Annotated in this window: 23 protein-coding genes; 5 read left to right on the forward strand and 18 right to left on the reverse strand. The window is 37.5% G+C overall.

Annotated features, from left to right (window positions below):
- Positions 1-17: 17 nt before the first annotated feature.
- From ACT170_RS08040 to ACT170_RS08050, 3 genes are read left to right on the forward strand one after another with little or no spacing between them, the layout of a single operon-like run.
- Complete coding sequence (locus ACT170_RS08040) at positions 18-344, forward strand: PadR family transcriptional regulator (protein ID WP_014632494.1); 327 nt, start codon at positions 18-20, stop codon at positions 342-344.
- Positions 331-915 carry a DUF1700 domain-containing protein gene (locus tag ACT170_RS08045; protein WP_014635185.1) on the forward strand — a complete coding sequence of 195 codons (585 nt, stop codon included), beginning with the start codon at positions 331-333 and terminating at the stop codon, positions 913-915. Before ACT170_RS08040 ends, ACT170_RS08045 begins: the two co-directional genes overlap by 14 nt.
- Positions 912-1,757, forward strand: a complete 846-nt coding sequence (locus ACT170_RS08050; RefSeq protein ID WP_080568076.1) for a DUF4097 family beta strand repeat-containing protein — start codon at positions 912-914, stop codon at positions 1,755-1,757. Before ACT170_RS08045 ends, ACT170_RS08050 begins: the two co-directional genes overlap by 4 nt.
- A 37-nt stretch (positions 1,758-1,794) precedes the next feature.
- On the opposite strand, the gene ACT170_RS08055 is transcribed toward ACT170_RS08050, so the two are convergent.
- Positions 1,795-4,164: a YhgE/Pip domain-containing protein gene (locus tag ACT170_RS08055; RefSeq protein WP_014635187.1), complete on the reverse strand. Its 2,370-nt coding sequence runs from the start codon at positions 4,162-4,164 to the stop codon at positions 1,795-1,797.
- Positions 4,165-4,292: 128 nt separating this feature from the next.
- Here ACT170_RS08055 and ACT170_RS08060 point away from each other — a divergent pair, with 128 nt between their 5' ends.
- Positions 4,293-4,832, forward strand: a complete 540-nt coding sequence (locus ACT170_RS08060; RefSeq protein ID WP_048790837.1) for a TetR/AcrR family transcriptional regulator — start codon at positions 4,293-4,295, stop codon at positions 4,830-4,832.
- Between the two features lie 76 nt (positions 4,833-4,908).
- Here ACT170_RS08060 and ACT170_RS08065 read toward each other — a convergent pair whose 3' ends face one another.
- A complete protein-coding gene (locus ACT170_RS08065; RefSeq protein ID WP_021144746.1) occupies positions 4,909-5,271 on the reverse strand; it encodes a DUF1304 domain-containing protein in 363 nt (120 codons plus the stop codon).
- 115 nt (positions 5,272-5,386) lie between these two features.
- On the opposite strand from ACT170_RS08065, the gene ACT170_RS08070 reads away from it, so the two are divergent.
- Positions 5,387-5,575, forward strand: coding sequence for a hypothetical protein (locus ACT170_RS08070; RefSeq protein WP_002885644.1), 189 nt, complete (start codon positions 5,387-5,389; stop codon positions 5,573-5,575).
- A gap of 214 nt (positions 5,576-5,789) precedes the next feature.
- Here the strand turns inward: ACT170_RS08070 and rpsD are convergent, their stop codons facing one another.
- The 16 genes from rpsD to ACT170_RS08150 all read right to left on the reverse strand — a co-directional run bounded on the left by rpsD (position 5,790) and on the right by ACT170_RS08150 (position 22,275).
- Positions 5,790-6,401, reverse strand: a complete 612-nt coding sequence (gene rpsD, locus ACT170_RS08075) for a 30S ribosomal protein S4 (protein ID WP_002885833.1) — start codon at positions 6,399-6,401, stop codon at positions 5,790-5,792.
- Between the two features lie 198 nt (positions 6,402-6,599).
- The gene (locus tag ACT170_RS08080; RefSeq protein WP_002885699.1) at positions 6,600-6,902 is read right to left on the reverse strand and encodes a Veg family protein; all 303 of its coding nucleotides are present in this window, start codon (positions 6,900-6,902) and stop codon (positions 6,600-6,602) included.
- Positions 6,903-6,931: 29 nt separating this feature from the next.
- Positions 6,932-8,293: a replicative DNA helicase gene (gene dnaB / locus ACT170_RS08085; RefSeq protein WP_002885809.1), complete on the reverse strand. Its 1,362-nt coding sequence runs from the start codon at positions 8,291-8,293 to the stop codon at positions 6,932-6,934.
- A gap of 43 nt (positions 8,294-8,336) precedes the next feature.
- Complete coding sequence (gene rplI, locus ACT170_RS08090; protein ID WP_002885729.1) at positions 8,337-8,795, reverse strand: 50S ribosomal protein L9; 459 nt, start codon at positions 8,793-8,795, stop codon at positions 8,337-8,339.
- A 1-nt stretch (position 8,796) separates the two neighbouring features.
- Positions 8,797-10,761, reverse strand: coding sequence for a DHH family phosphoesterase (locus tag ACT170_RS08095; RefSeq protein ID WP_013991330.1), 1,965 nt, complete (start codon positions 10,759-10,761; stop codon positions 8,797-8,799).
- Between the two features lie 73 nt (positions 10,762-10,834).
- Positions 10,835-12,736, reverse strand: coding sequence for a tRNA uridine-5-carboxymethylaminomethyl(34) synthesis enzyme MnmG (gene mnmG / locus ACT170_RS08100; protein ID WP_048790838.1), 1,902 nt, complete (start codon positions 12,734-12,736; stop codon positions 10,835-10,837).
- A 181-nt stretch (positions 12,737-12,917) separates the two neighbouring features.
- Positions 12,918-13,529 (reverse strand): MarC family protein, encoded by a 612-nt coding sequence (locus tag ACT170_RS08105; protein ID WP_021144748.1) that lies wholly within the window; start codon positions 13,527-13,529, stop codon positions 12,918-12,920.
- A gap of 19 nt (positions 13,530-13,548) precedes the next feature.
- Positions 13,549-14,670 (reverse strand): tRNA 2-thiouridine(34) synthase MnmA, encoded by a 1,122-nt coding sequence (mnmA, locus tag ACT170_RS08110; RefSeq protein WP_021144749.1) that lies wholly within the window; start codon positions 14,668-14,670, stop codon positions 13,549-13,551.
- Positions 14,671-14,814: 144 nt separating this feature from the next.
- Positions 14,815-16,524, reverse strand: a complete 1,710-nt coding sequence (locus ACT170_RS08115) for a hypothetical protein (protein WP_444818195.1) — start codon at positions 16,522-16,524, stop codon at positions 14,815-14,817.
- Between the two features lie 135 nt (positions 16,525-16,659).
- Complete coding sequence (locus tag ACT170_RS08120; protein WP_021144751.1) at positions 16,660-17,358, reverse strand: transglycosylase SLT domain-containing protein; 699 nt, start codon at positions 17,356-17,358, stop codon at positions 16,660-16,662.
- Between the two features lie 183 nt (positions 17,359-17,541).
- A complete protein-coding gene (locus ACT170_RS08125; RefSeq protein WP_021144752.1) occupies positions 17,542-18,114 on the reverse strand; it encodes a LysM peptidoglycan-binding domain-containing protein in 573 nt (190 codons plus the stop codon).
- Between the two features lie 300 nt (positions 18,115-18,414).
- Positions 18,415-19,209, reverse strand: a complete 795-nt coding sequence (locus ACT170_RS08130) for an energy-coupling factor transporter transmembrane component T family protein (RefSeq protein WP_048790840.1) — start codon at positions 19,207-19,209, stop codon at positions 18,415-18,417.
- Positions 19,202-20,044: an energy-coupling factor transporter ATPase gene (locus tag ACT170_RS08135; protein ID WP_002885654.1), complete on the reverse strand. Its 843-nt coding sequence runs from the start codon at positions 20,042-20,044 to the stop codon at positions 19,202-19,204. The genes ACT170_RS08130 and ACT170_RS08135 overlap by 8 nt, the downstream gene beginning before the upstream one ends.
- On the reverse strand, positions 20,020-20,850 hold the full coding sequence (locus tag ACT170_RS08140) for an energy-coupling factor ABC transporter ATP-binding protein (RefSeq protein WP_002885731.1): 831 nt from the start codon (positions 20,848-20,850) through the stop codon (positions 20,020-20,022). Before ACT170_RS08140 ends, ACT170_RS08135 begins: the two co-directional genes overlap by 25 nt.
- A 12-nt stretch (positions 20,851-20,862) precedes the next feature.
- Positions 20,863-21,405, reverse strand: a complete 543-nt coding sequence (gene pgsA, locus ACT170_RS08145) for a CDP-diacylglycerol--glycerol-3-phosphate 3-phosphatidyltransferase (protein WP_002885640.1) — start codon at positions 21,403-21,405, stop codon at positions 20,863-20,865.
- 12 nt (positions 21,406-21,417) lie between these two features.
- Positions 21,418-22,275 carry a helix-turn-helix domain-containing protein gene (locus tag ACT170_RS08150; RefSeq protein ID WP_444818193.1) on the reverse strand — a complete coding sequence of 286 codons (858 nt, stop codon included), beginning with the start codon at positions 22,273-22,275 and terminating at the stop codon, positions 21,418-21,420.
- Positions 22,276-22,280: the final 5 nt, after the last annotated feature.

The following is a 22,280-nucleotide window of genomic DNA, read 5'->3' on the forward strand; positions in this document are numbered from 1 at the left end:
AAGCAAAGGAGCACATTATGTATTTTCCAACATCGTCAATCCTGATAGAGTTCCTAATACTAGCTATTATAGATAGAGAAGACTCTTATGGCTATGAAATTAGTCAAACCATTAAGCTTGTGGCTAATATCAAGGAGTCAACACTTTATCCTATTCTAAAAAAGCTTGAAAAAGCAGGCTATATGACCACTTATAGCCAAGCATATCAAGGGCGTAAACGTAAATATTACAGTATTACCCAAGAGGGAAAAAATCATCTTCAATTTCTTAATGAAGAATGGTTAACCTATAAAGAAACCCTCGATGGTATTGTAGAAGGGAGATTAAGACATGACAAGGACTGAATATATAGCCAAATTAACAAAATATCTACGAAAATTACCACAAAAGGACTATGAAGAGGCTCTCGAATATTTCATGGAATATTTTGAAGAGGCTGGACCTGAAAATGAAGCTCAGGTTATTGCAGAATTGGGTACACCTAAGGAAGCAGCACATGAAGTCATTAGTCGTCTTCTAGACGAAAAGATTATTGAGGAAAAGAGTAGCTTACGTAATAAAACAACTATCCTCTGGATTGCGATTCTAGCTGTTTTAGCCAGTCCAGTCGCCTTACCAATTCTACTATTCTTCCTAGCTATGCTATTGACACTTCTTGTGGTTATTTTTGCAGTTATAGTGACTGCCTTAGCTCTTACTTTTGCCTTACTCATTAGTGGTATTTACACTTTCTTTACAAGCTTCTCTCTCTTAAATGTTTCACTAGCTTCAACACTGTTTGGAGTGGGTCTAGGTCTATTGATGTTTGGAGGAGCACTCTTACTGCTTTTGATTTCATTTGAAATCTGTAAACTTATTGTAAAGCTAATTACCCTATTGATTAAATGGCTCATCAAGAAAGGAAGAAAATCATGAAAACTTGGAAAAAGATTGTCCTCGGAGTGTCTCTTATCTCTCTATTTTTAGGAGGAGGATTAGTAGCTTGGGGTTATAGCCAAGGTGGCTTAACAGATTTACAAAATAAAACTATAAGTGAGCAAGATTATGTCAAGAAAGAAGTTAAGGACTTCAATAAAATTGATATTAAAAGTAGTAGCTACAATGTGCTTATAAAAAATGGTGAAGTTGACAAAGCAACGCTTTCTTACTACCAAAAAACAAAAAATCCAATTGACACATCTGTAAAGGATGGTCAATTGACTATCAATGATAACAACTCTGAATTAGATTCGACTTCTAACAAACATATTAACTTTTTCGGATTAAAAGATTTAGTAAGGCTTTCTACTCTCAACAAGGAAGTCAGAAATAAAACCATTGTCATTACACTCCCTAAAAAACAAACGATTGATTTTTTAAAGGTTGATTTAGCAACTGGAAATCTAGATTTAAGTAATAGCACCATCAAACAAGCAGACATCAATCTAAATGTAGGGGACCTAACTTTTACTAAAATGATTGTCAGCAACCTAAAAGCTAATCTTGATGTTGGTAGTGTTGATAGTGATCATACACTTTTTACTAACTCAGATTTATCTATTGCAATGGGAGATTACTCTGGAGATAACCTGATTTTCAATGGTCACAATAAACTTGATGTTACATCCGGTGATATTGAAATAGTTCTTAAAGATTACACGCTCAATGTTCAAGCCGATAGTCATTCAGGAGAGGTGGACATCACAAATAACCTTAAGATTTCAAAGGATAACACACTAACTATTACCTCAGACCTCGGTGATATAACTGTTGAATAACATAAAAAGCCAGCTCACATTAGAGCCGGCCTTTAGTTTATTCATTTTCAGACTTTGGTCTATAAATAATAATACCTACAACTACAAAAATAAGTAAGAAAATGAATAACATACGTACTTGATCTGAGATCTGTCCTGTCATTGAAATAGTTTGACGAAGACCTGATACGGAGTAGGACATTGGTAAGAATGGTTGGACGACCTTAAAGAACTTAGGACTAAGTTCAATTGGATAAGTTCCTGCACTAGAACCTAGCTGCAAAAGGAGCATAATCATAGAAGCAAATGCACCATATCTATCATCCCAACCCACAAGAGCTGTAACGAGCGCCATTAAAGTCCATGCTGCAAGGAGAATCATACCAAATGTAGCTAATGGATGATTTGGTTCAACTCCCACAAATCGAATGGCAATATAAAGGGCAATTGCAGCCATAGTCGTAATGATACCATTGATAAAGAACTTATTCTTAGCCCAATCAAAACGGCTCGTAAAGTTTCTTCCTGTCAAGCTCTTAGCAAAGATAACATTAGTTGAAAGAGCGACAACCATAAGAGAAACAGAAATCATATATGGAGCCATCCCCACACCATTAGTGTCAACCTTATCCTTATCAGTTTTCTTCTCTTTAAGCGGAGCACTAACCATTTTTGCATTGTCTGAGTTTACAGAAACAAGAGATAGTTGCTGATTAGCCTTATTTAATGAATCAGACAATGTGGAAAGGTTAGTTGACAAACTTGTCAACCCATTTGTTAAGGTATTTCCTCCAGTTGCTAATTGTTGAGCTCCTGTATTGAGAGCATTTGTACCACTCTGAAGAGTAGCAAAACCAGTCATTAAACTACTACTGTTAGCATCTAGAGTTTGAGCACCACTGGCAATCGTTGACACAGCACCAGTATAAGTTGACAAACCATTTGAAAGTGCGCTTGCACCTGTTGCTAGAGTACTTTGAGCGGTTGACACACCTGATGCCACTTGAGTTGCTCCTGGTGATAATTGATTAACAAGTACTGAATTGACATTAGCAATATTAGCTTGCATTGATGATACCGTTGATGAAGCTACAGGGAGAAGAGCATTCGCCGAACTTGCAATGCCTGAAATAGACGTTTGTAGAGAAGCCAAACTACTTGAATCGCCGCTACTAGTTGTTGTCGTACCTGTCAAGCTAGATAAAGCAGTTGACATACTTGACACATCAGATGCAATAGTTGAAGCGTAACTACTAGCTGTAGATCCTGCATTACTAATTGCCGATGTAATCTCTGCTTGTTGATCTGCAGTCAAGCTTTGATAAGCAGCTGTTCCTTGTACCGCAGCCAAATCATTTGCTTTATCAGTTGCACTAGCTGTAGCTATAGAGCTAGCTGCAGAAGAAATATTTGAAAGATAAGTCGCTATTGAACTTGTATCTACTGATGTTGTTGATGTTCCACTTGGTAATGATGTGTTACTTACCGCTGTATTAAGATTTTGAATTGCTGTATTTAAATCAGTTAAATTAGTTGATAGGGTTGACAACTGTGCTTGCTGTTCTTCGGATAAACTTGTTGCTGTGGCCATTTGACTGAGCGCTGTTGACAACGAATCTGCACCTGTAACTAAGGTATTCATGGCCTCTGCTCCTGATACAAATTGACCTGCAGCAGAATTAACAGCCTCAGAGTTCGCATTTAACTGTGACAAAGCGCCTGACAAAGTTGACACACCTGAAGTATAGGCAGACGCGCCTGAACTCAAGGTATCAACACCTGTAGCCAATGTTTGTGTAGATCCAGCAAGAGTTCCTAAGCCATTTGATAAGGTCTGACTCCCAGACTGAAGTGCGCCTGCACCTGCATATAATTGACTAGCCCCATTCGCTGCAGTTCCCATACCACCCTGAAGTTGAGACATACTCCTAAAGACAGCTCCAACATAAGTTGATGTAATATTTTTAGAAACAGTATCCTTCAACTTAGACATGGCAGAATCGCTCATTTTTGAAGAAACGAAGCTATGTCCTGCTGTTGTTTGATAAGAAATTTCCAGTTTCTTGGGATCATTTGTCAAAAGACTTGCTGCATTACTTGAGAGGTTTTCTGGAAAAGTGATTACCATATAGTAATCACCATCCTCAATCCCTTTTTGGGCTTCATTTTCAGTCACAAAGTGATAGTCTAGATTTTTGTTTTTAGACATATTGTCTACCATATCATGACCAATATTCAGAGTCTTATTCTGGAAACTAGCACTCTTATCTTTGTTCACTACTGCCACTGGTAAGTGTTTGACATTACCATAAGGATTCCACATAGAAGACAAAAAGATTAGATTATATAAAGCAGGTATCAATGAGACACCAATAATAGTTATCCAGAGCTTTGGACTTTTAAGAAGAGCCTTTAATTCTGCTAACATATTTCTCCTTTTTAGACATTGTGTTTATTTTTATGATATAATCAATTATAAACTCATTTACCTGAAAATCAATGTTAAACAATCGCTTTTTGGACACATAGTCTAAAAGTGTATAAAAGGAGATTTGTATGTCAAAAGATCAAAGACGCGCGCAAACAAAAAAAGCTCTTTTAGATGCTTTAGTAATATGTCTTGAAGACCAAGATTTCAATGATATTACTACCATTCGTCTGGTTCAAACAGCAGGGATTAGCCGTTCGAGTTTTTATACCCACTACAAAGATAAGTATGAAATGATTGATAGTTATCAGAAAGAGCTTTTCCACAAGCTAGAGTATATCTTCGATAAATATGAAGGAAAGAAAGAGGGAGCCTTTCTCGAAATCTTTGAATTTCTCACTCGTGAAAAGCTCCTATCAGCTCTATTGTCTACCAATGGATCAAAAGAAATTCAAGATTTTCTGATACATAAACTTCAGCGTATGATAGCTGAGGACTTCATTGATCCCACTGCTGAAGAAAGAGCTCTCAAAGGATTCGAGAAAGACTATGCCAGTATTTATTTTGCGCATGCTATTTTTGGCGCTGGTCAAGCCTGGATAAATAAAGGAAAAAAAGAATCACCTCAAGAAATGACAGACTTTCTTCTACGATTTATTCCACAATAAAATAACTTCAAAAGCATAAAAAAGCTGCAAACCATTTCAATAGTTAAAGCAGCTTTTTTCTTTTACAATAAAATCCTTAAAATAAGGAAATGATAAGTGAAAGCAAGGTCAAAATTACGGGTCCGCCTTGCGTTAAAATAATTTTCTTATTGGCAGTTATAGCACCATAAATAGCAGCAAAGAAAACATTGAGTACAAAAACAGTTACAAGTAGCTGACTATTTGTAAAAATTCCATACAAGAGGAATACAGCAATCAAACCATTGTAAATCCCTTGATTTTTAAATAAGTTTGTAACAGAATCACGTTGAAGCTCTTCTTTGCTCATATTGAAAACACGACTAGTCGTGTCTGAATGTGTCGCAAAAGTTTCCAAATACATGATATAGAGATGCTCCAAAGCAACAATCCCAGCTAAAATTAGTGTAATAATAGACATAGTAGCCTCCTTCTTAAGTAACTTTGACAGTATATCAAAAGTAAACCTTTAAAACAACATGCATGCTTCATACAATTCGAAATATGGTAAAATAAAGAATGAAAGAGAGGTTCTTATGACAAAGACAGAAGTAATCCAACGTCTCCAAAAAGATCTGGGAATTCCCAGATTTCAGGCTTATATAGAGGATAAAGATTACTCCGAAGAGGAGTACGACCAACTAAAAAAAGATTTTGAAGCCTATTTCACTAACTACGTTTCAAATGTTTCAGCAGATTTTGAAGGCGGATTGGATAATAAATAATTTATACCTCAAAATCATCTATCATCATATTACGAATCCCCAGTCACTTGTACTAGACTAGGGACTTTTTTTATTAGAAAACAAAAAAGCCGTCTCATTCTATGAGATGGCCATGGAATCAATCTAGCAAATATCTAAGCAAACCCAGAAATCAACGATTTAAGATAAACAAAAAGCCCATAACAACGGGCTTTTTGCAAAATGAATCTTAAAATTAAAGCATTTTGTTGTAGAATTCAACGACAAGTGCTTCGTTGATTTCTGGGTTGATTTCATCACGTTCTGGAAGACGTGTCAATGAACCTTCAAGTTTTTCAGCATCGAATGATACAAATGCTGGACGTCCGATAGTAGCTTCTACTGCTTCAAGGATAGCAGGAACTTTAGCTGATTTTTCACGAACTGAGATTACTTGACCAACTTCAACGCGGTATGATGGGATATCAACACGTTTACCGTCAACAAGGATGTGACCGTGGTTTACGAATTGACGTGCTTGACGACGAGTAGTTGCAAGACCGAGACGGTAAACAACGTTGTCAAGACGACGTTCCAAAAGAACCATAAAGTTGAAACCAAGTGTTCCACCTTTAACTTTAGTAGCTTGTACGAACAAGTTACGGAATTGTTTTTCACCCAAACCGTATGAGAAACGAAGTTTTTGTTTCTCAGCCAATTGCAAACCGTACTCTGAAAGTTTTGAACGGTTGTTTGGACCGTGTTGACCTGGTACGTAGTTACGACGTGCCAATTCTTTACCTGTGCCTGTAAGTGAGAAACCAAGGCGACGTGATTGTTTCCATGATGGACCTGTATAACGTGACATTAATAATGTCCTCCTATAAAAAAATATTTTTAGGAAATAACGTTTTAGATAAACCTGATTCGTTCAGAAAGACTTCGCCCAAACAGCAAAGGTTACTTTTCTAGCCGACTTCCTGTTGACGAGCTTCATTTTATCCTGCTATTATTTCACATACTTTACTATTTTACCACGAAAAAAAGCCCAAGTAAAGGCTTTTTCTTATTTATTTTCGATTTCAGCTTGTTCCTCAGGACTCAAATAACGAATGAGAGTCTTCTCAGTCAAAATATCTGAATAAGTGTAAGATTCAACATAACTATTATTAATAGCTCCTGCTTGAGAACTGAAGTCTTGATATTCAACAATAAACAATGATGGATAAACTTCTGTCAATCGACCAATTTTATTCTTTTCACGTTTACGTCCATTCTCTAGGGTCAATTCTACTAGCTGACCTTCATGTGACTTAATAGCTTCCTTGATGTTTTTCATCTTAGCAACATCTGCAAATGCATCACTCATATGTATGTATATCTCCTTAAATCTGAAAATTATGATTCCTCAAACTGAGCAATCGATGAAAATTTATTGTATTCTTTTTGGAATAGTAACTTGACTGTTCCACGCGCACCAGCACGGTTTTTTTCTAGGATAACTTCGATGGTATTATCTTCAATCGCATTCTCTGGTTCTTCACCTTCTTTTCGGTAGTAATCATCACGATATAAGAAGGCTACAATATCGGCATCCTGCTCGATAGATCCTGACTCACGAATATCAGACAAGACTGGACGTTTATCCTGACGTTGTTCAACCCCACGAGATAACTGACTCAAGGCAATTACAGGAACTTTAAGCTCCTTGGCCAGAATTTTTAACTGTCTTGAAATATCTGAAACCTCTTGTTGGCGATTTTCTGGTCGCGTCCCTGTAATCAACTGCAAATAGTCGATCACAATAAGACCGAGACCACCCTCTACTTCTTGTGACAATTTACGGGACCGTGCACGAATCTCAGTAATCTTTATACCCGGGGTATCATCTATATAAATAGGTGCCTCAGCCAATGCCCCTTGAGCAATCATCACATTATTCCAATCTTGCTCTGTCAATTGACCTGTACGTAAAGCATGGGAATCAATCATCCCTTCAGCTGCCAACATACGATCAACCAAGCTTTCTGCCCCCATCTCTAGTGAAAAGACTGCAACAGCTTTATTTTGCTTGGTGCCAACATTCTGAGCAATGTTCAACACAAAGGCCGTTTTACCAACTGCGGGACGAGCTGCTAAAATAATTAATTGATCAGGGTGTAAACCTGTTGTAATCTTGTCAAGGTCACGGAAACCTGTTGGTAACCCAGTAACATCTGATGTTTGCTGTGAACGCATCTCCAAAGTATTAAAATTGACATCAAGAACTTCAGATATTTTGCGGAAACCACTACGATTGCTATGCTCTGAGACATCAACTAAGGCTTTCTCAGCATTCGCAATAATTTCATCAGATTCAGTTGCACCCTCATATGCTTGGTTGACAGTCTCTGTCAATCTATTTATAATACGGCGAAGCATGGCTTTCTCAGCCACAATCTTAGCATAATACTCAGCATTTGCGGATGTTGGGACACTATTGACCAAATCTACAAGATAAGAAATACCCCCTATATTTTGGAGGTCATCTTGGTCATCTAGAATGGTGCGTACTGTCGTGGCATCAATGGCATCATTTCGATCCGACAGCGTTACCATTGCTTTAAAAATGACACGATGGGAATACTTGTAAAAGTCGTCTGCTTCGATAAACTCTCGAACTGTAATCAACTTTTCCGGGTTAATGAAAATAGCCCCTAGAACAGACTGTTCCGCTACTAAATCATGAGGTTGCACTCGTAATTCTTGAGCTTCTGCCACAATTATTCCCTCCTTTACAAGATTTACTTATAGTGTCAACGAATTACTCAGCACTATTTTTGATGTTAAGTTTAATTTGTGCACTCACTTCTTTATGAAGCTTTACAGGAACCTCAATTAGACCAATCGCACGAATAGGATGTTCAAGTTCAATATGGCGTTTATCAACTTTAATACCAAATTGTTTTTGAAGTCCTTCTGCAATCTTTTTGGCTGTAATTGAACCAAAAGTACGTCCGTCTGGTCCGACCTTCTCAGTAAATTGAAGACGATTTTCTTCTTTTTCAAGTTGCTCTTTAACTTGCTTCGCTTCAGCCAACAACTCTGCTGCATGTTTTTCTTCAGATTTTTGCTTACCTTTCAACTCACCGATAGCTTGGTTTGTCGCTTCCTTGGCAAGATTCTTTTTAATCAAGAAGTTTTGAGCGTAACCTGATGGTACTTCTTTAATTTCGCCTTTTTTACCTTTACCTTTAACGTCTTGTAAGAAAATAACTTTCATTTTAGTCCTCCTTGGGAGCCAATTCTCCCATAATAGTTTCAATCAATTTATTTTTTGCTTGAGCAACACTACAGTCTCGCAATTGGCAGGCCGCTAAGTTGAAATGGCCTCCACCACCCATTTTCTCCATAATACGTTGTACATTAATCGTTTTATGGCTTCGAGCAGATATATTCACAGTAGAATCACTGGTCCTAGCGACAACAAAAGTTGCTTCGATACCTGCCATGGCAAGCATCGTATCTGCTGCCTTAGAAATCACAACATTATTATAACATTTAGGATTATCACCTGAGGCAACAATGATATCATCTGTAATACGTTCACCTGCTAGAATTAGCTCATTGATACGTCGATACTCTTCAAAATCAGTGGCAGAAATCGTTTGGATTTCTCCACTATCACTTCCTAAACTACGCAGATAAGAGGCGACATCAAAGGTTCGACTAGTCACACGAGTTGAGAAATTTTTAGTATCCAACATGATACCTGCCATAAGGATAGAGGCTTGGATTTTACTTAAACGTTCTGGGGCACCTTGGAATTGCAATAACTCCGTAACCAATTCACAGGCTGAGCTCGCCCCACTTTCAATAAAGGTCAAAACAGCATTTTCAGGAAAATCATCATCTCGACGGTGATGGTCTACAACAATAACTTCATTAAATCGATCATAAAAATCCTTAGATAAGGTTAAATTGATTTTAGAATGGTCAACCATAATTAACAACGAATGTTGGTTGACTAACTCTTCGGCCTCTGAAAGTGTAATAAGAGGTGACTGACCATCTTCTTTTAGCCGTTCGACTGCACGCTCAATATCTGCATTCATAGCCGTATCATCGTAAACAGCATAGCTTTTTCGAACAATTTGACTGGCAAAATGAGCCATACCGACCGTTGCCCCTAGAGCATCCATATCGAGATTCTTATGTCCGACAACAAACACTTTTTCGACTGTTTTCAACTTATCAGAGATTGCAGTCATCATAGCCCTTGTTCTTGTACGAGAACGTTTTACTGTTGAAACAGAACCTCCTCCAAAATAAAGAAGTTCCTTGTGATCATCGTTTTCCTTGACAACAGCTTGATCTCCACCGCGAACTAGTGCGATATTCAGATTCTGCAAGGCAACCTGACCGATTTGATCATGCTTAAGCGTACCAAATGAAATTCCCATGCTCAAAGTCAGTGGTAAACCACGCTCCTGAGCCTGCTGACGGAAATCATCCAAGACAGAAAACTTTTGATCCATGAATTCTGTCAAAACACTGTAGTTGGTGAAGAAGTAAAAACGATCACCTTCAATACGTCGATAATGAATATGCTTGGCCTTAGCAAACTCAGAAATAAACCCTGCCACGAATGTGTTGATTTTTGAAACATCGGCATCGGGTAAACTTCCCGTCACATCGTCGTAGTTATCAACTGAAATAATCCCGATAACAGGACGAGTCATATTTGGATCAGCATTTTCATCTTGATCATAAACATTGTCAATAAAATATGTCAACTTATTGTCAAAATCCACAAAAGCGGCATATTTATTGTCACCAACGGTTATCACATTCGAAGGTGAACCCTTTCGTTTCTGGGAAATAAAATCCGCAATCAACTGCTTATTGAAATTTCCATTTTCATCCGAAAGTACTAGCTTCGCATAGGGGTTGAACCATTCAATATGATCGTTCTCATCAAAAGTAATAACCCCAACAGGCATCTTTCCGAGAAGGGTCTTCAAAGAATCTTCAACATCCTGATTCAGTTCATCTAATTGCTCTATTTCTAAGGACTCATATGTTGTCTTTTGGTAATGCAATAAGGCAACAACTACTACCATAATAATAAAAAGCGCAAAAATGAGTGCAGACTCCGATTTTAGTACGCGAACAAAAATAGTAGCAATTCCAAAAAGAATTAGCCCAATCATTACAAGATGAATCGTTGCAAAGTGAAATCTTTTCATATAAAACCTCTTAATCTAACAATTATAACATAAAAAAGCCTTAATTAAAAGGCTTTTAAACGTGTTAGCACCGTTAGTCTACTTTCCTGCGGGCCTTATTATTACCTTCAAGATAAACCATCAGAATTGAGATATCTGCTGGGTTGACCCCTGAAATACGACTCGCTTGACCAATGGTCTCAGGATTGATTTTCTTAAATTTTTGACGAGCTTCGGTAGCGATGGAATCAATAGCATCCCAATCAATATTTTTTGGAATCCTCTTTTCTTCCATACGCTTCATCTTAGCTACTTGATCCAAAGCTTTATTAATATAACCTTCATACTTGATTTCGGTCTCAAGCAACTCTACTATCTTCGCGTCCAAATCTTCTACAGCTGGACCTACAAACTGAGTAGCTGTGGCGTAATCAATCTCTGGTCTACGCATAAACTCTTTAGCTGTCATGGCATCTGTCAATGGCTTAAAGCCTAGAGCTTGAATTTTTTCATTCGTTTCTTTAATAGGTTTTAATTTTTCTTTTGACAAACGTGTCAACTCGCTGTCAAACTGATTTTTCTTAATTTCAAAGATACGCCAACGTTCATCGTCAACCAAACCAACTTCTCGACCAATAGGTGTCAAGCGCATGTCAGCATTATCATGACGTAATATGAGACGATACTCTGCGCGTGATGTCAATAAACGATATGGCTCCAAAGTTCCTTTCGTGACAAGATCGTCAATCATTACACCAATATAGGCATCACTACGTTTGAGAATAAGTTCAGGTTTACCTTGAACTTTAAGAGCCGCATTGATACCAGCAACTAGACCTTGACCTGCTGCCTCCTCGTATCCAGAAGTTCCGTTGGTCTGTCCTGCTGTAAAGAGACCTGAAATCAACTTCGTTTCAAGTGTTGCACGTAGTTGATGAGGGAGCACGATATCATATTCAATCGCATAACCAGTTCGCATCATCTCTGCCTTTTCGAGACCTTTAATTGAGTGAATCAACTCTTTTTGAACATCTTCTGGCAGACTAGTTGACAGGCCTTGCACATAGACTTCCTCAGTCTCTCTTCCTTCAGGTTCAAGGAAAAGTTGATGGCGATTCTTATCGGCAAATCGGACAATTTTATCTTCGATTGATGGACAATAACGAGGTCCCACCCCCTTGACAATACCTGAAAACATTGGGGCACGGTGTAAATTGTTATTGATAATATCGTGGCTCTCTTGATTCGTATAAGTTAGCCAACAAGGAATTTGATCCTGAAGATAATCTTCATCCTTCGACAAGAATGAAAAATGATTCGGCTTTTCGTCACCTGGTTGAATTTCAGTTTCTTCATAATTAATTGATGATGCCTTGACACGAGGAGGGGTACCTGTTTTAAATCTTCCTATTTCAAGGCCAAGATCCCTCAAGTTATCTGCCAATGTAACAGATGCAAGACTATTATTAGGACCTGAAGAATATTTGAGCTCACCTAGGATAATTTCACCACGCAAAGCTGTTCCTGTTGTGACAACAACCGCTTTAGCTCCATATTTTTGATTTGTGGCTGTTCTGACACCAACTACCTTACCATCTTCAACAAGAATTTCATCAACCATGGACTGACGGAGAGTCAGGTTTTCCTGACGCTCAACTGTATGCTTCATTGTCATAGCATACAAGGCTTTATCGGCTTGTGCACGTAAAGCTCTGACAGCAGGTCCCTTACCGGTATTCAACATTTTCATCTGAATATAAGTTTTATCAATATTTTTACCCATCTCTCCACCAAGGGCATCAATCTCACGGACAACAATTCCCTTGGCCGATCCCCCAATGGAAGGATTACATGGCATAAAAGCCAGCATCTCTAGGTTAATAGTCGCTAATAAAACCTTACATCCCATGCGGGCTGCAGCTAAGCTAGCTTCCACACCAGCGTGACCAGCACCAACAACAATTACATCAAAATTTTCATCAAACTCGTAAGACATTTTTTAGATTTATGCAGTGATTTACAATCAACTGCCCATCCTTTCTTTGTTTTTTTCCTACAAAAATAGCCAAAACTCCAGAAAACTGTACGCAAAAACGCACAATTCTCATGAGCTTTGACCATCATGACTATTGTTAAAGTTATTTTATCAAATCAAATCGTTTTGTCAATGAAAATCACTATTTAATCAAGGTCTGCACACTGACGATAATCATCTGTATACCTATTGAGAATAGTAAAAGTCCCATCATTTTCGTGATAATTTTCATCAAATTTTCTCCCAAGAAGCCTGCAATTTGTTTTGCACTTCTTAACAGGAGATAAGTGATGACACATAGTAGAGCAAAAGCAACTACGGTTATCAGTTGATTCTGCAAACCTCCATTAGCCAGACTTAAAGCAGTTGTAATTGTACCTGGTCCCGCAAAAAGTGGCATTGCAAGAGGAGAAATAGCAATAGACATTGGATCTGAATTTACTGCTTGCTGCTCCATTCCTTTATAGCTGGGTGAATGATTACCATTAATCATATGATAACCGATAACGGCCACTAATATTCCACCAGCAATTCTGAAAGAAACAATTGTAATTCCAAATACTTTAAAAATGAAATCTCCTGAAAAGATAAAAACAGTTATAATAACAAAGGCAATCAAAAGACTCCTAAAAGCAATTTTTCGTGAAATTTTTTGACTATCATCTGCTACTAAAGCCATGTAAGCAGGAAGATTTGAAATTGGGTTCATTATAGCGAAAAATGCCATAAATGCATAAAAAAATTGAGAACTCATCGTTTTTACTTAACTCCAGTTAGATATACTGACAAACTTTTCCGTCTTTATACGCTTGGTCAATAATACCGCCGCCCAAACATTCCTGACCATCATAGAAAACAACGGCTTGACCTGGTGTAATAGCACGCTGAGGTTCAGCAAAAATCACCTCTGCTTTATCACCTTTAACCTTTACAGTAACTTTACTATCAGGTTGACGATAACGGAATTTTGCTGTACATTCCATTTCAAATTCTTCTGGCATATCTCGAGTAAAGTGAATCATTGAAGCGTCAAGAGAAGTTGACATCAAGGACTCATGGTGGAAACCTTGACCCACGTAAAGAATATTTTTAGAAAGATCTTTTCCTACTACAAACCAAGGAGCATTATCTCCACCTTTTTGGCCACCAATACCCATACCACCACGTTGACCAATGGTATAATACATGAGTCCATTGTGTTCACCCATATCACGACCATCGACAGTCATCATACGACCTTTTTGAGCTGGTAAGTATTGACTAAGAAACTCTTTAAAGTTTTTCTCACCAATAAAACATATTCCTGTTGAATCTTTTTTATTGGCTGTTGCAAGACCTGCACGTTCAGCAATCTCACGAACTTCTGGTTTTTGTAGATGTCCTAAAGGAAACATCGTTTTCTGCAACTGCTCTTGCGAAAGTTGACTAAGGAAGTAGGTTTGATCTTTATTGTTATCTGCACCACGCAACATATGGAAAATGCCATCTTCATCGCGAACAACTTGAGCGTAATGTCCTGTAGCCACATAATCCGCTCCCAATGTCATCGCATAATCTAAGAAAGCCTTAAACTTGATTTCCTTATTACACATAACGTCTGGATTAGGGGTACGGCCTGCACGGTACTCTGCTAAGAAATACTCAAATACACGATCCCAGTACTCTTTTTCAAAGTTGACAGAGTAATAGGGGATACCAATCTGATCAGCTACTGCTGCTACATCTTTATAATCTTCGGTTGCTGTACACACACCAAATTCATCTGTGTCATCCCAGTTTTTCATGAAAACACCGATTACATCATAACCTTGCTCTTTTAAAAGTAAGGCTGTTACTGATGAATCAACGCCACCACTCATACCGACAACAACACGTGTTTTTGAATTATCAGTCATAGATAACTCCTCCCATCAAATAAAAATTAACATAGACTTGAAGGGTCTAGTTATTCAAATATCGATTTGAAGGTCGATTTTGAAGCGTAAAAGCACGCAAGCTTAATTATATCATGATTAAAGAATAATGCAAAAAGGTTACCACTAGGCAACCTTTTTGATACTTATTTTCGTGTAAAGCCACTGTAAACCTATTACTCCCAAGACTATTATTGGAATCAATAACGCTACAAATAGCCATCCTGGCTCCTTATAACTTAACACAAGTTTATTCTGTCCTTCTTGTGATGAAACGGTCGGTGTACCAATCGTTGACAAGCTATAGTCATCCTTGTCTAGTTCTTTACCATTTAGTGTCAAGATAGAATCTTTATAGACAACTATCGGTAGATTCTGTTTCTCCCCTTCAGCAGCCTGCCAAGTTAATACAAGATAACCATCTTCGAGTAGCTTTTCTGCCTTCTGATTCGTAACGATATTTTCGTAATAAAGATCATAAGTGTTCTGCTTACCTATTGTCCCATAAATAGGTACGTAATCTGGTGTGGGTTTGACAACTAAATTTAAAAACTCTGACAAGTCACTGTCATTCATGGTAAGACTTATCGTCTGATAATCTCCTTCAACGTAAGTATGTTTAACAATGGAAATAAGTTCACCATCTTGTGCCGCAGTTTTTACACGATCGGTAGTATCCATCATATTCTGAATGAGACCAACACCCGCAAAGGCAAAGAGTAAAACAGCAATACTTTTTCGCCAGTTTACAAATCGCGTGACCGTTAACCCCGTAATTGCTAAAAGTAAAATGGTAGCAGGAACAAAGAACCTAAATGGAAATTGGATCAGTTCAGCAAATGTATTTCCATTTTCTACTAGATACTGCCACGGAAAAAGACCTGTCGACAAGAAGAAAAAGACAAAATAAATAAAATGCAGTATTTTTTTCCATCTAGCAAATTTCTTCCAATTCAAAACAGCGTAAAGAAACTGTAAAATGAGTAACACCATTAATGAAATTGGGGTATATAGCCAGTATCTTGCTGTCCCATCTATCCCATTCTTACCAATTTCTCTATTTATAAATGGATCTAGGAGATGATTAGTCCCTCTCAAATATAGGAGTACTAACCAGACATTGACAGTCAGTAAGAGGAACAGAATGACTGCTATAAGGACTTGTACGAAGGTTTCCTTTTTCTTAGCTATAGGAGACTTTACAAAAGTGTAAAGATAAAAAGGAAGATACATCATCACTAATATCAAAGCACTGAGTACGTGAACCTGAAAAATCAATGCCATAGATAAGGCAAGTCTAATTGGTTCTACTTTTTGATAAAAGACATAGTGAATTGCTGGAATAAAACAAAAAGGTAGTAAAGCTGCTCCCCAACTAGAGAAACCCTGTCGCATCGTCCAGTATTGGATAGAGAATGTTGTCGCATAGAGTAAACCTAGTGACAAGGAAATTGTTGTCTTAACTTTACACTGCTTGAGCAAGGCATACATTGAGGACTCGGCTAGTATATGTAGTAATACCCTTGACACAATCTGATAACGAAACCAAGTGCCACTTATTAAAATAAGCCCTCCTTGTAAATAGGCAAAAAAAGGACCGTAAAGAGCATTGACAATGCGGCCTGACTGTTGGAATCCATATAAAGATAAAAAGTAAGAAAGGTTACCATTTTTTAGTTGCATAGCAGCTTCATAGAACCTGTTATAGTGAAAGATGGAATCTGAACCTAAAATGACTTTTCTTGTAAATAGTTGTGGTGTAACCAATAACACAGCAAAAGCTATAATAATAAGAGAAACCCACAACTTTTCTCTTAATTTAAAAATTTGTTTCATTGCTATACCTTTCATTCCTATTATAACAAAAAGGCCATGCCCTACCTAGTAATAACAAAAGCTCTATAAAACAGATTTCCTACATCCAAATTAAAAAGCTGAGAGTATGCTCCCAACTTCTATTAATATTTAATATTAGTAATTCCAAGCTGACAAACCTTGTGCATTATAGGCATTCAAGGCTGATTGAATTTGATCCTCAACTGTTGCAGTAGAGCCCCATCCAGGCATTGTTTGAAAAAGACCTGATGCACCTGAACCATTTGCTGCAGTATGATCACCATTTGACTCACGCGCAATAATAGACTCCCAAGTTGACTGAGGAACACCAGTAGCTGCTGCCATCTGTGCCGCCGCATAAGAACCAACTTCTCCTGCAGTGTTCCCATTTGAGAGAACAACTGACCCGCTACCAGTTGCAGCAACCGAAGGAGCTGTTCCAGTATTTTGAGTCGACGTAGTATCAGTATTTGTTGAAGCAGCGCTTGTAGTAGCAGTATCTGACTGAGACTTTTCAGCTGCTTCTACCGATTCTCCTGTTGTTTCTGACTGAGGCTTACTTTCTTCAACCTTTTCTTTATTAGCTTTATTCTCTTTACTTGAGCTAATTTCTGTTGATTTAACTAAATCTGCTGTCGATTCTGACGTTGTTGATGCTGTTGAAGGTGCTGGGGTAACAGAATCTGAAAATGCATTAACCAACCCTTTATTAATTAGTGTAGACAGTGATACTGCCAAAATGACAATAAAACTTGTTACAATTGCCACTGGTACCGCCAATGATTTCTTCGCTGCTAATTTGATACGGCGTCCCTTATAACTTTTTTTAAACATAAATCCCTCCTAGTTAATTCTAGTTACATTCATCATAACTTAGTAATATTACTGCCGATTATTTGTATTATGTCTAATGTTACAATGATTTATCATTTTAATAAAAAAATGCCAAAAATCTGGCATTTTTCCCTTATTTGTATGAGGTTTGACTAGTTTTCCTCATAAGTCAGTAATAATGATTTAGTACCAACCATTAGCATTCCAGAAAGCAAGAGCTGCTGTCCATGAACCATAACGGCTTGCGACATAATTATCTGCTACCTTCTCTTGATTTTCAGGAGATAAGTCTCCGTTCAAATATGATGATGCTAATTGGTAACGTCCATAATATTGCCCATTTTGAGCTGTATAGCTACCGCTTGACTCACGTTGAGCGATTTCTTCTTTGGCAGCTGCCTCTGAAGAAGAAAGATTTGTATTGGTTGCTTGAGTATCTTCACTTTGTGTAGACTCTGTTGATTGTGTTGATTCAACAGCTGCTTCTGTTGTAGCTGAAGGTTCTGTAGTCTCTTCAGTTGTTTCATTAATTGTTAAGTTTTGACCAATAGAAATCTTATTGGCGTCTTGAATACCGTTTTTTGAAACGATTTCATCTACGGTCGTACCATTCTTCTTAGCAATAGCTGAAAGAGTATCGCCTTTTTGAACCGTGTAAGTTTCTGCATTAGCTAAAGCTGTTGCTCCAAGTGTCGCTACTGTAACAAGTCCAAAAAGACCTAATTTTTTAGTGTTAGATGTATTCTTTTTTTGCATGATGATGCTCCTTTATCTATTTATAGTCCAATCCATATTAGTCAAAGATTTTAAGTTATTTTATTGTTTATGACTAATGGGTAAATCAACTGGCTTATTCTATATAGGGATTTTTCAATCCAGATTAAGCTGAAGAACTATAACCATGTATCTATGATACCTTGGAAATATAACATCCCCTTGTTAGGGATATTAAAAATATTACAAGTAGGTTGGGATTAGACGAAAAAAGAACGCCTACGTGGGCGTCCATCTAAAACTTCTAGGTCTTAAGACCTAGTTTTTATTTATCTCAACGAATTAACTCTTAAGATAAAAAAGCATTAATCCTAAAGATAAAATAGCAATAATTGATAAGGTATCTCGACCATTCCATGAAAGTCGACGATATTTTATTCGTCCTTCACCACCTTGATAGCCTCGTGCTTCCATAGCAATCGCCAGAGCATCTGCTCGTTTAAAGCTTGATGCAAACAAAGGAATTAAAATAGGTATTATTGACCGTACCTTTTGAATAATATTTCCTTCACCAAAATCAACACCACGCGCCTTTTGAGCATTCATAATACGAGTCGTATCATCCATCAAAGTTGGTACAAAACGTAGACTCAAAGATAGCATTAAACCAATTTCATGTGCTGGCACTTTGAAAACAGTAAGAGGTTTTAAAAGTGATTCAACTGCATCAGATAAACTTAAAGGTGTTGTCGTTAGAGTAAGTAGGGTGGAAAAACTAATAATGAGGATAAATCTAAGGAATATCATCCAACCTTGATTTAAACCGACTTCCGTAATCTTTAAAAAGCCGATAGACCAAAGCACACTCCCTTTTGTATTGAAGAAAACTTGAAATAGGGTAGAAAATAAAATAATCCAAATCATTGGTTTGATTCCACCTAAAAAGAAACCAAGTTTTATTTTAGACAAGAAAACCAAGAAAAGTGTAAATAAAGTTATTACAGCATAAGTTAAGGGATTATTAGCCCAAAAGATAATAACAATATAAATCAGCATGGCTAATAATTTACTTCTAGGGTCTAATCGGTGTATAAAAGAGTCCCCAACAATATAACGTCCAATAATTAACTTATCCATGCGACACCACCTCTACGAATTCCTCGATTGTAATAGGGAGACTTTCAAAGTGATAACCTTTTTCTTGTAGCTGTAGCGCAAACTCCGTTATTTTAGGAACACCTAACTGCTTTTCTTTAAGAAAAGTAACCTTTTGAAAAACATCTTTAGGAGCTCCCGACAACACTAGTTGCCCTTTTTCCATAACATTCACAGCTGTTGCATAATCAGCAACATCATCCATCAAGTGAGTTACTAAAACAATCGTCATTCCAGAAAGATGTAACTCCTTAAAGAGAGACATCAATTCCTTCCGGCCCTGTGGATCTAGACCGGCAGTCGGTTCATCCAGCACTAGAATATCTGGTTGCATAGCTAGAATCCCTGCGATGGCAACACGTCGCATTTGTCCCCCTGATAAATCAAAAGGATTCTGTCCATGAAACTCTTCCGGGAGTCCAACTAATTTTAGACTTTCAATAGCACGTTGTTCTGCTTCTTCCTTAGAAACTCCGAAATTTTGAGGTCCAAAGGCAACATCTTCTAAAACAGTCTCTGCAAATAACTGACTTTCTGGAAATTGAAAAACTAAACCTACCTTCTTACGAACTGGTTTTATGTCCTTATTCTTTGATTGACTGGTTATGATAGTGTCATCAACGTGAACCTGACCACTAGTGGGTAAATAAAGGCCATTCAAGAGCTGCATAATAGTAGATTTACCACTTCCTGTATGTCCAATAAAGGCCGTATATGAACCATCATTTATCGTCGTCGTCATATCAAAAAGGGCACGCCCCTCAAAAGGAGTACCCGCTTGATAGATATAACTTACATTTTCGAGAGAGATTCCCATAGTTGTTCTACCAATTCCTTTTCTGTCAGATAGTCTTCACAATCTATCAGACCTTTATTTCTTAGCTTTTGAGTTAATAATGCACTAAAAGGGATATCTAAACCTAAGTCAACTAACTCTGAGCCTCTACTAAATAGTTCACGAGGACTTGAAACAGACTCCACTTTACCTTTTTTCAAAACCAAAACACGGTCACTCAAAGCGACCTCATCGAGATCATGAGTAATTGATAAAACAGTCATTCCGTATTCTTTACGAATAGCTTTAATAGATTGAATCAATTCCTGGCGACCTTCCGGGTCAAGCATGCTAGTTGCCTCATCCAAAATCAAAATAGATGGTCTCATAGCTACAATACCTGCGATAGCCACACGTTGTTTTTGGCCTCCAGATAATCTAGCTGGCTCTCTATCCTTAAATTCTGACATTCCCACAAATTCCAGAGCCTCTTGAACTCTTGAAGCCATTTCTTCATAGGGAACACCTTTATTTTCAAGACCGAAAGCAACATCATCTTCAACAGTTGCCCCAACAAATTGATTGTCTGGATTTTGAAAGACCATGCCAATCTTATCACGGATATCCCAGACATTGTCTTCTGTTAATTCTTGACCATCAACAATAATCTGCCCAGACTCTGCCACTAATAGTCCGTCAATAAGACGTGCTGTCGTGGATTTTCCAGAACCATTATGCCCTACAATGGATAACCATTCCCCACGTTTCACGTGAAACGATACATCATCAAGAATATAGGATGGTTGATCTTGATGATATTTAAACTTTAAATTTTTTATTTCAATCATTGATTTATCGTACTATTTGAAAGTATCCTTAAATAAGAAACCTGCACCTTTGAAATAATCATAGCCTGAGTAAATTGTAAAGAACAAAGCAATATAAAGCATAATTGTTCCTACAAAATGCAGATGACACAATAATAGAATAATAGATAACATCTGGGTCACTGTCTTAATCTTACCAGGCATAGCTGCAGCGAGAACTGTACCACCGTTCTCCACTAATAAAAGACGAAGACCTGTGACTGCAAGCTCACGACAGATAATAACTGAAACCACCCAGGCTGGCGCTTGATTAATACCGACTAACATAATAAATGCTGACATCACTAGCATCTTATCTGCCAATGGATCTGCAAATTTCCCGAAATTAGTAACAACATGCCATTTTCGTGCCAAATAGCCATCTAAATAATCTGTAATACTGGCAATAGCGAAGACAACCGCAGCAGCAATATGCATGACATTACTTGACGCAAGTGATGTCATCAGTAAAAAGATAGGAATCAAAACAATTCTAGCAAGTGTCAATAAATTAGGTAAATTTTCTTTTTTAAACATTTCTTCTCGATTCTATTGGATTCTTAATGTGAGGTAGCTAGGTGTATTTTTATCTAATTGAGATAAATCAAGTGACTCCCCATTTACCTTTAGAGTTACTTTTGAAGATTGAGCAATAATAATTTGAGTTGGTTTAGTTTTATCAGAAAAATCTAAAGAGTATTTTGAATTTTTCGTTTTTGAAAGGAGGTAACTCTCTGAAGTATCTGAGTTATCTACTGAAAACCATGTGTTATCACTATCTTTTGATAACTCCACATCTAAAACTACTGAAGAATTTACATTGGAGAAATCAACCATTAGTTGATTGCCTTGAGTTGTCGTTGTAACATTTGCCCCCGAAACGGTAACCTCAGAAATGCTTCGTGACGATTTAGCCTTACTAGCCGTTGACAGATGATTAACTGTAGAGATAGTATTTGGTTTTATCACCTGAGGTTGATTAGAAAGATGTCTAATAATAATATAACCTACTGAGCAGATGATAAGTAACGAAACCGCACTAAGCATTAGTAAAGGTAGATAGTTAGACTTTCTTTTTTCTTCACGTTTATGCTTTAAAAAGCGTGACATGGGAGCTTTAGTAGCTAAGGTATCTTCCTTACGTTCAACTGGTTTCTTCTCTTTTTTTAGTTTTTGCTCATTCTGTCTCTGCTCCTCAAACAGACGTTGTCCATCTAAACCAACCGAAGTGGCATACTTTTCAAGCGCCTCTTGCTGAATGTCCTCTGGCAAAGCTTTAAGTTGATCCATTTCCATAGCCAGAAGAAACTGGGCTTCTACTCCAGAAATTTTTTCTACATCATACAAACTTAATTCCTTTTTTATACGCGCTGCACGTAATTGCTCACCTAGAGAGTGTAACTTCATTTTTC

Origin of the sequence: Streptococcus sp. cx1 (assembly GCF_052384325.1) — a bacterium.
In the GTDB taxonomy this organism is placed as follows: Bacteria; Bacillota; Bacilli; order Lactobacillales; family Streptococcaceae; genus Streptococcus; species Streptococcus salivarius_G.

Coding starts and splice junctions, on each gene's coding strand:
- mnmA (WP_021144749.1), bottom strand. CDS start 14,670: ATGACTGATAATTCAAAAACACGTGTTGTTGTCGGTATGAGTGGTGGC.
- ACT170_RS08045 (WP_014635185.1), top strand. CDS start 331: ATGACAAGGACTGAATATATAGCCAAATTAACAAAATATCTACGAAAA.
- mnmG (WP_048790838.1), bottom strand. CDS start 12,736: ATGTCTTACGAGTTTGATGAAAATTTTGATGTAATTGTTGTTGGTGCT.
- ACT170_RS08135 (WP_002885654.1), bottom strand. CDS start 20,044: ATGGGAATCTCTCTCGAAAATGTAAGTTATATCTATCAAGCGGGTACT.
- ACT170_RS08120 (WP_021144751.1), bottom strand. CDS start 17,358: ATGTTTAAAAAAAGTTATAAGGGACGCCGTATCAAATTAGCAGCGAAG.
- ACT170_RS08105 (WP_021144748.1), bottom strand. CDS start 13,529: ATGAGTTCTCAATTTTTTTATGCATTTATGGCATTTTTCGCTATAATG.
- ACT170_RS08070 (WP_002885644.1), top strand. CDS start 5,387: ATGACAAAGACAGAAGTAATCCAACGTCTCCAAAAAGATCTGGGAATT.
- ACT170_RS08095 (WP_013991330.1), bottom strand. CDS start 10,761: ATGAAAAGATTTCACTTTGCAACGATTCATCTTGTAATGATTGGGCTA.
- rpsD (WP_002885833.1), bottom strand. CDS start 6,401: ATGTCACGTTATACAGGTCCATCATGGAAACAATCACGTCGCCTTGGT.
- pgsA (WP_002885640.1), bottom strand. CDS start 21,405: ATGTTTAAAAAAGAAAATTTACCTAATTTATTGACACTTGCTAGAATT.
- ACT170_RS08150 (WP_444818193.1), bottom strand. CDS start 22,275: ATGAAGTTACACTCTCTAGGTGAGCAATTACGTGCAGCGCGTATAAAA.
- ACT170_RS08060 (WP_048790837.1), top strand. CDS start 4,293: ATGTCAAAAGATCAAAGACGCGCGCAAACAAAAAAAGCTCTTTTAGAT.
- ACT170_RS08065 (WP_021144746.1), bottom strand. CDS start 5,271: ATGTCTATTATTACACTAATTTTAGCTGGGATTGTTGCTTTGGAGCAT.
- rplI (WP_002885729.1), bottom strand. CDS start 8,795: ATGAAAGTTATTTTCTTACAAGACGTTAAAGGTAAAGGTAAAAAAGGC.
- ACT170_RS08055 (WP_014635187.1), bottom strand. CDS start 4,164: ATGTTAGCAGAATTAAAGGCTCTTCTTAAAAGTCCAAAGCTCTGGATA.
- ACT170_RS08125 (WP_021144752.1), bottom strand. CDS start 18,114: ATGCAAAAAAAGAATACATCTAACACTAAAAAATTAGGTCTTTTTGGA.
- ACT170_RS08040 (WP_014632494.1), top strand. CDS start 18: ATGTATTTTCCAACATCGTCAATCCTGATAGAGTTCCTAATACTAGCT.
- ACT170_RS08115 (WP_444818195.1), bottom strand. CDS start 16,524: ATGAAACAAATTTTTAAATTAAGAGAAAAGTTGTGGGTTTCTCTTATT.
- ACT170_RS08140 (WP_002885731.1), bottom strand. CDS start 20,850: ATGATTGAAATAAAAAATTTAAAGTTTAAATATCATCAAGATCAACCA.
- ACT170_RS08130 (WP_048790840.1), bottom strand. CDS start 19,209: ATGGATAAGTTAATTATTGGACGTTATATTGTTGGGGACTCTTTTATA.
- ACT170_RS08050 (WP_080568076.1), top strand. CDS start 912: ATGAAAACTTGGAAAAAGATTGTCCTCGGAGTGTCTCTTATCTCTCTA.
- ACT170_RS08080 (WP_002885699.1), bottom strand. CDS start 6,902: ATGAGTGATGCATTTGCAGATGTTGCTAAGATGAAAAACATCAAGGAA.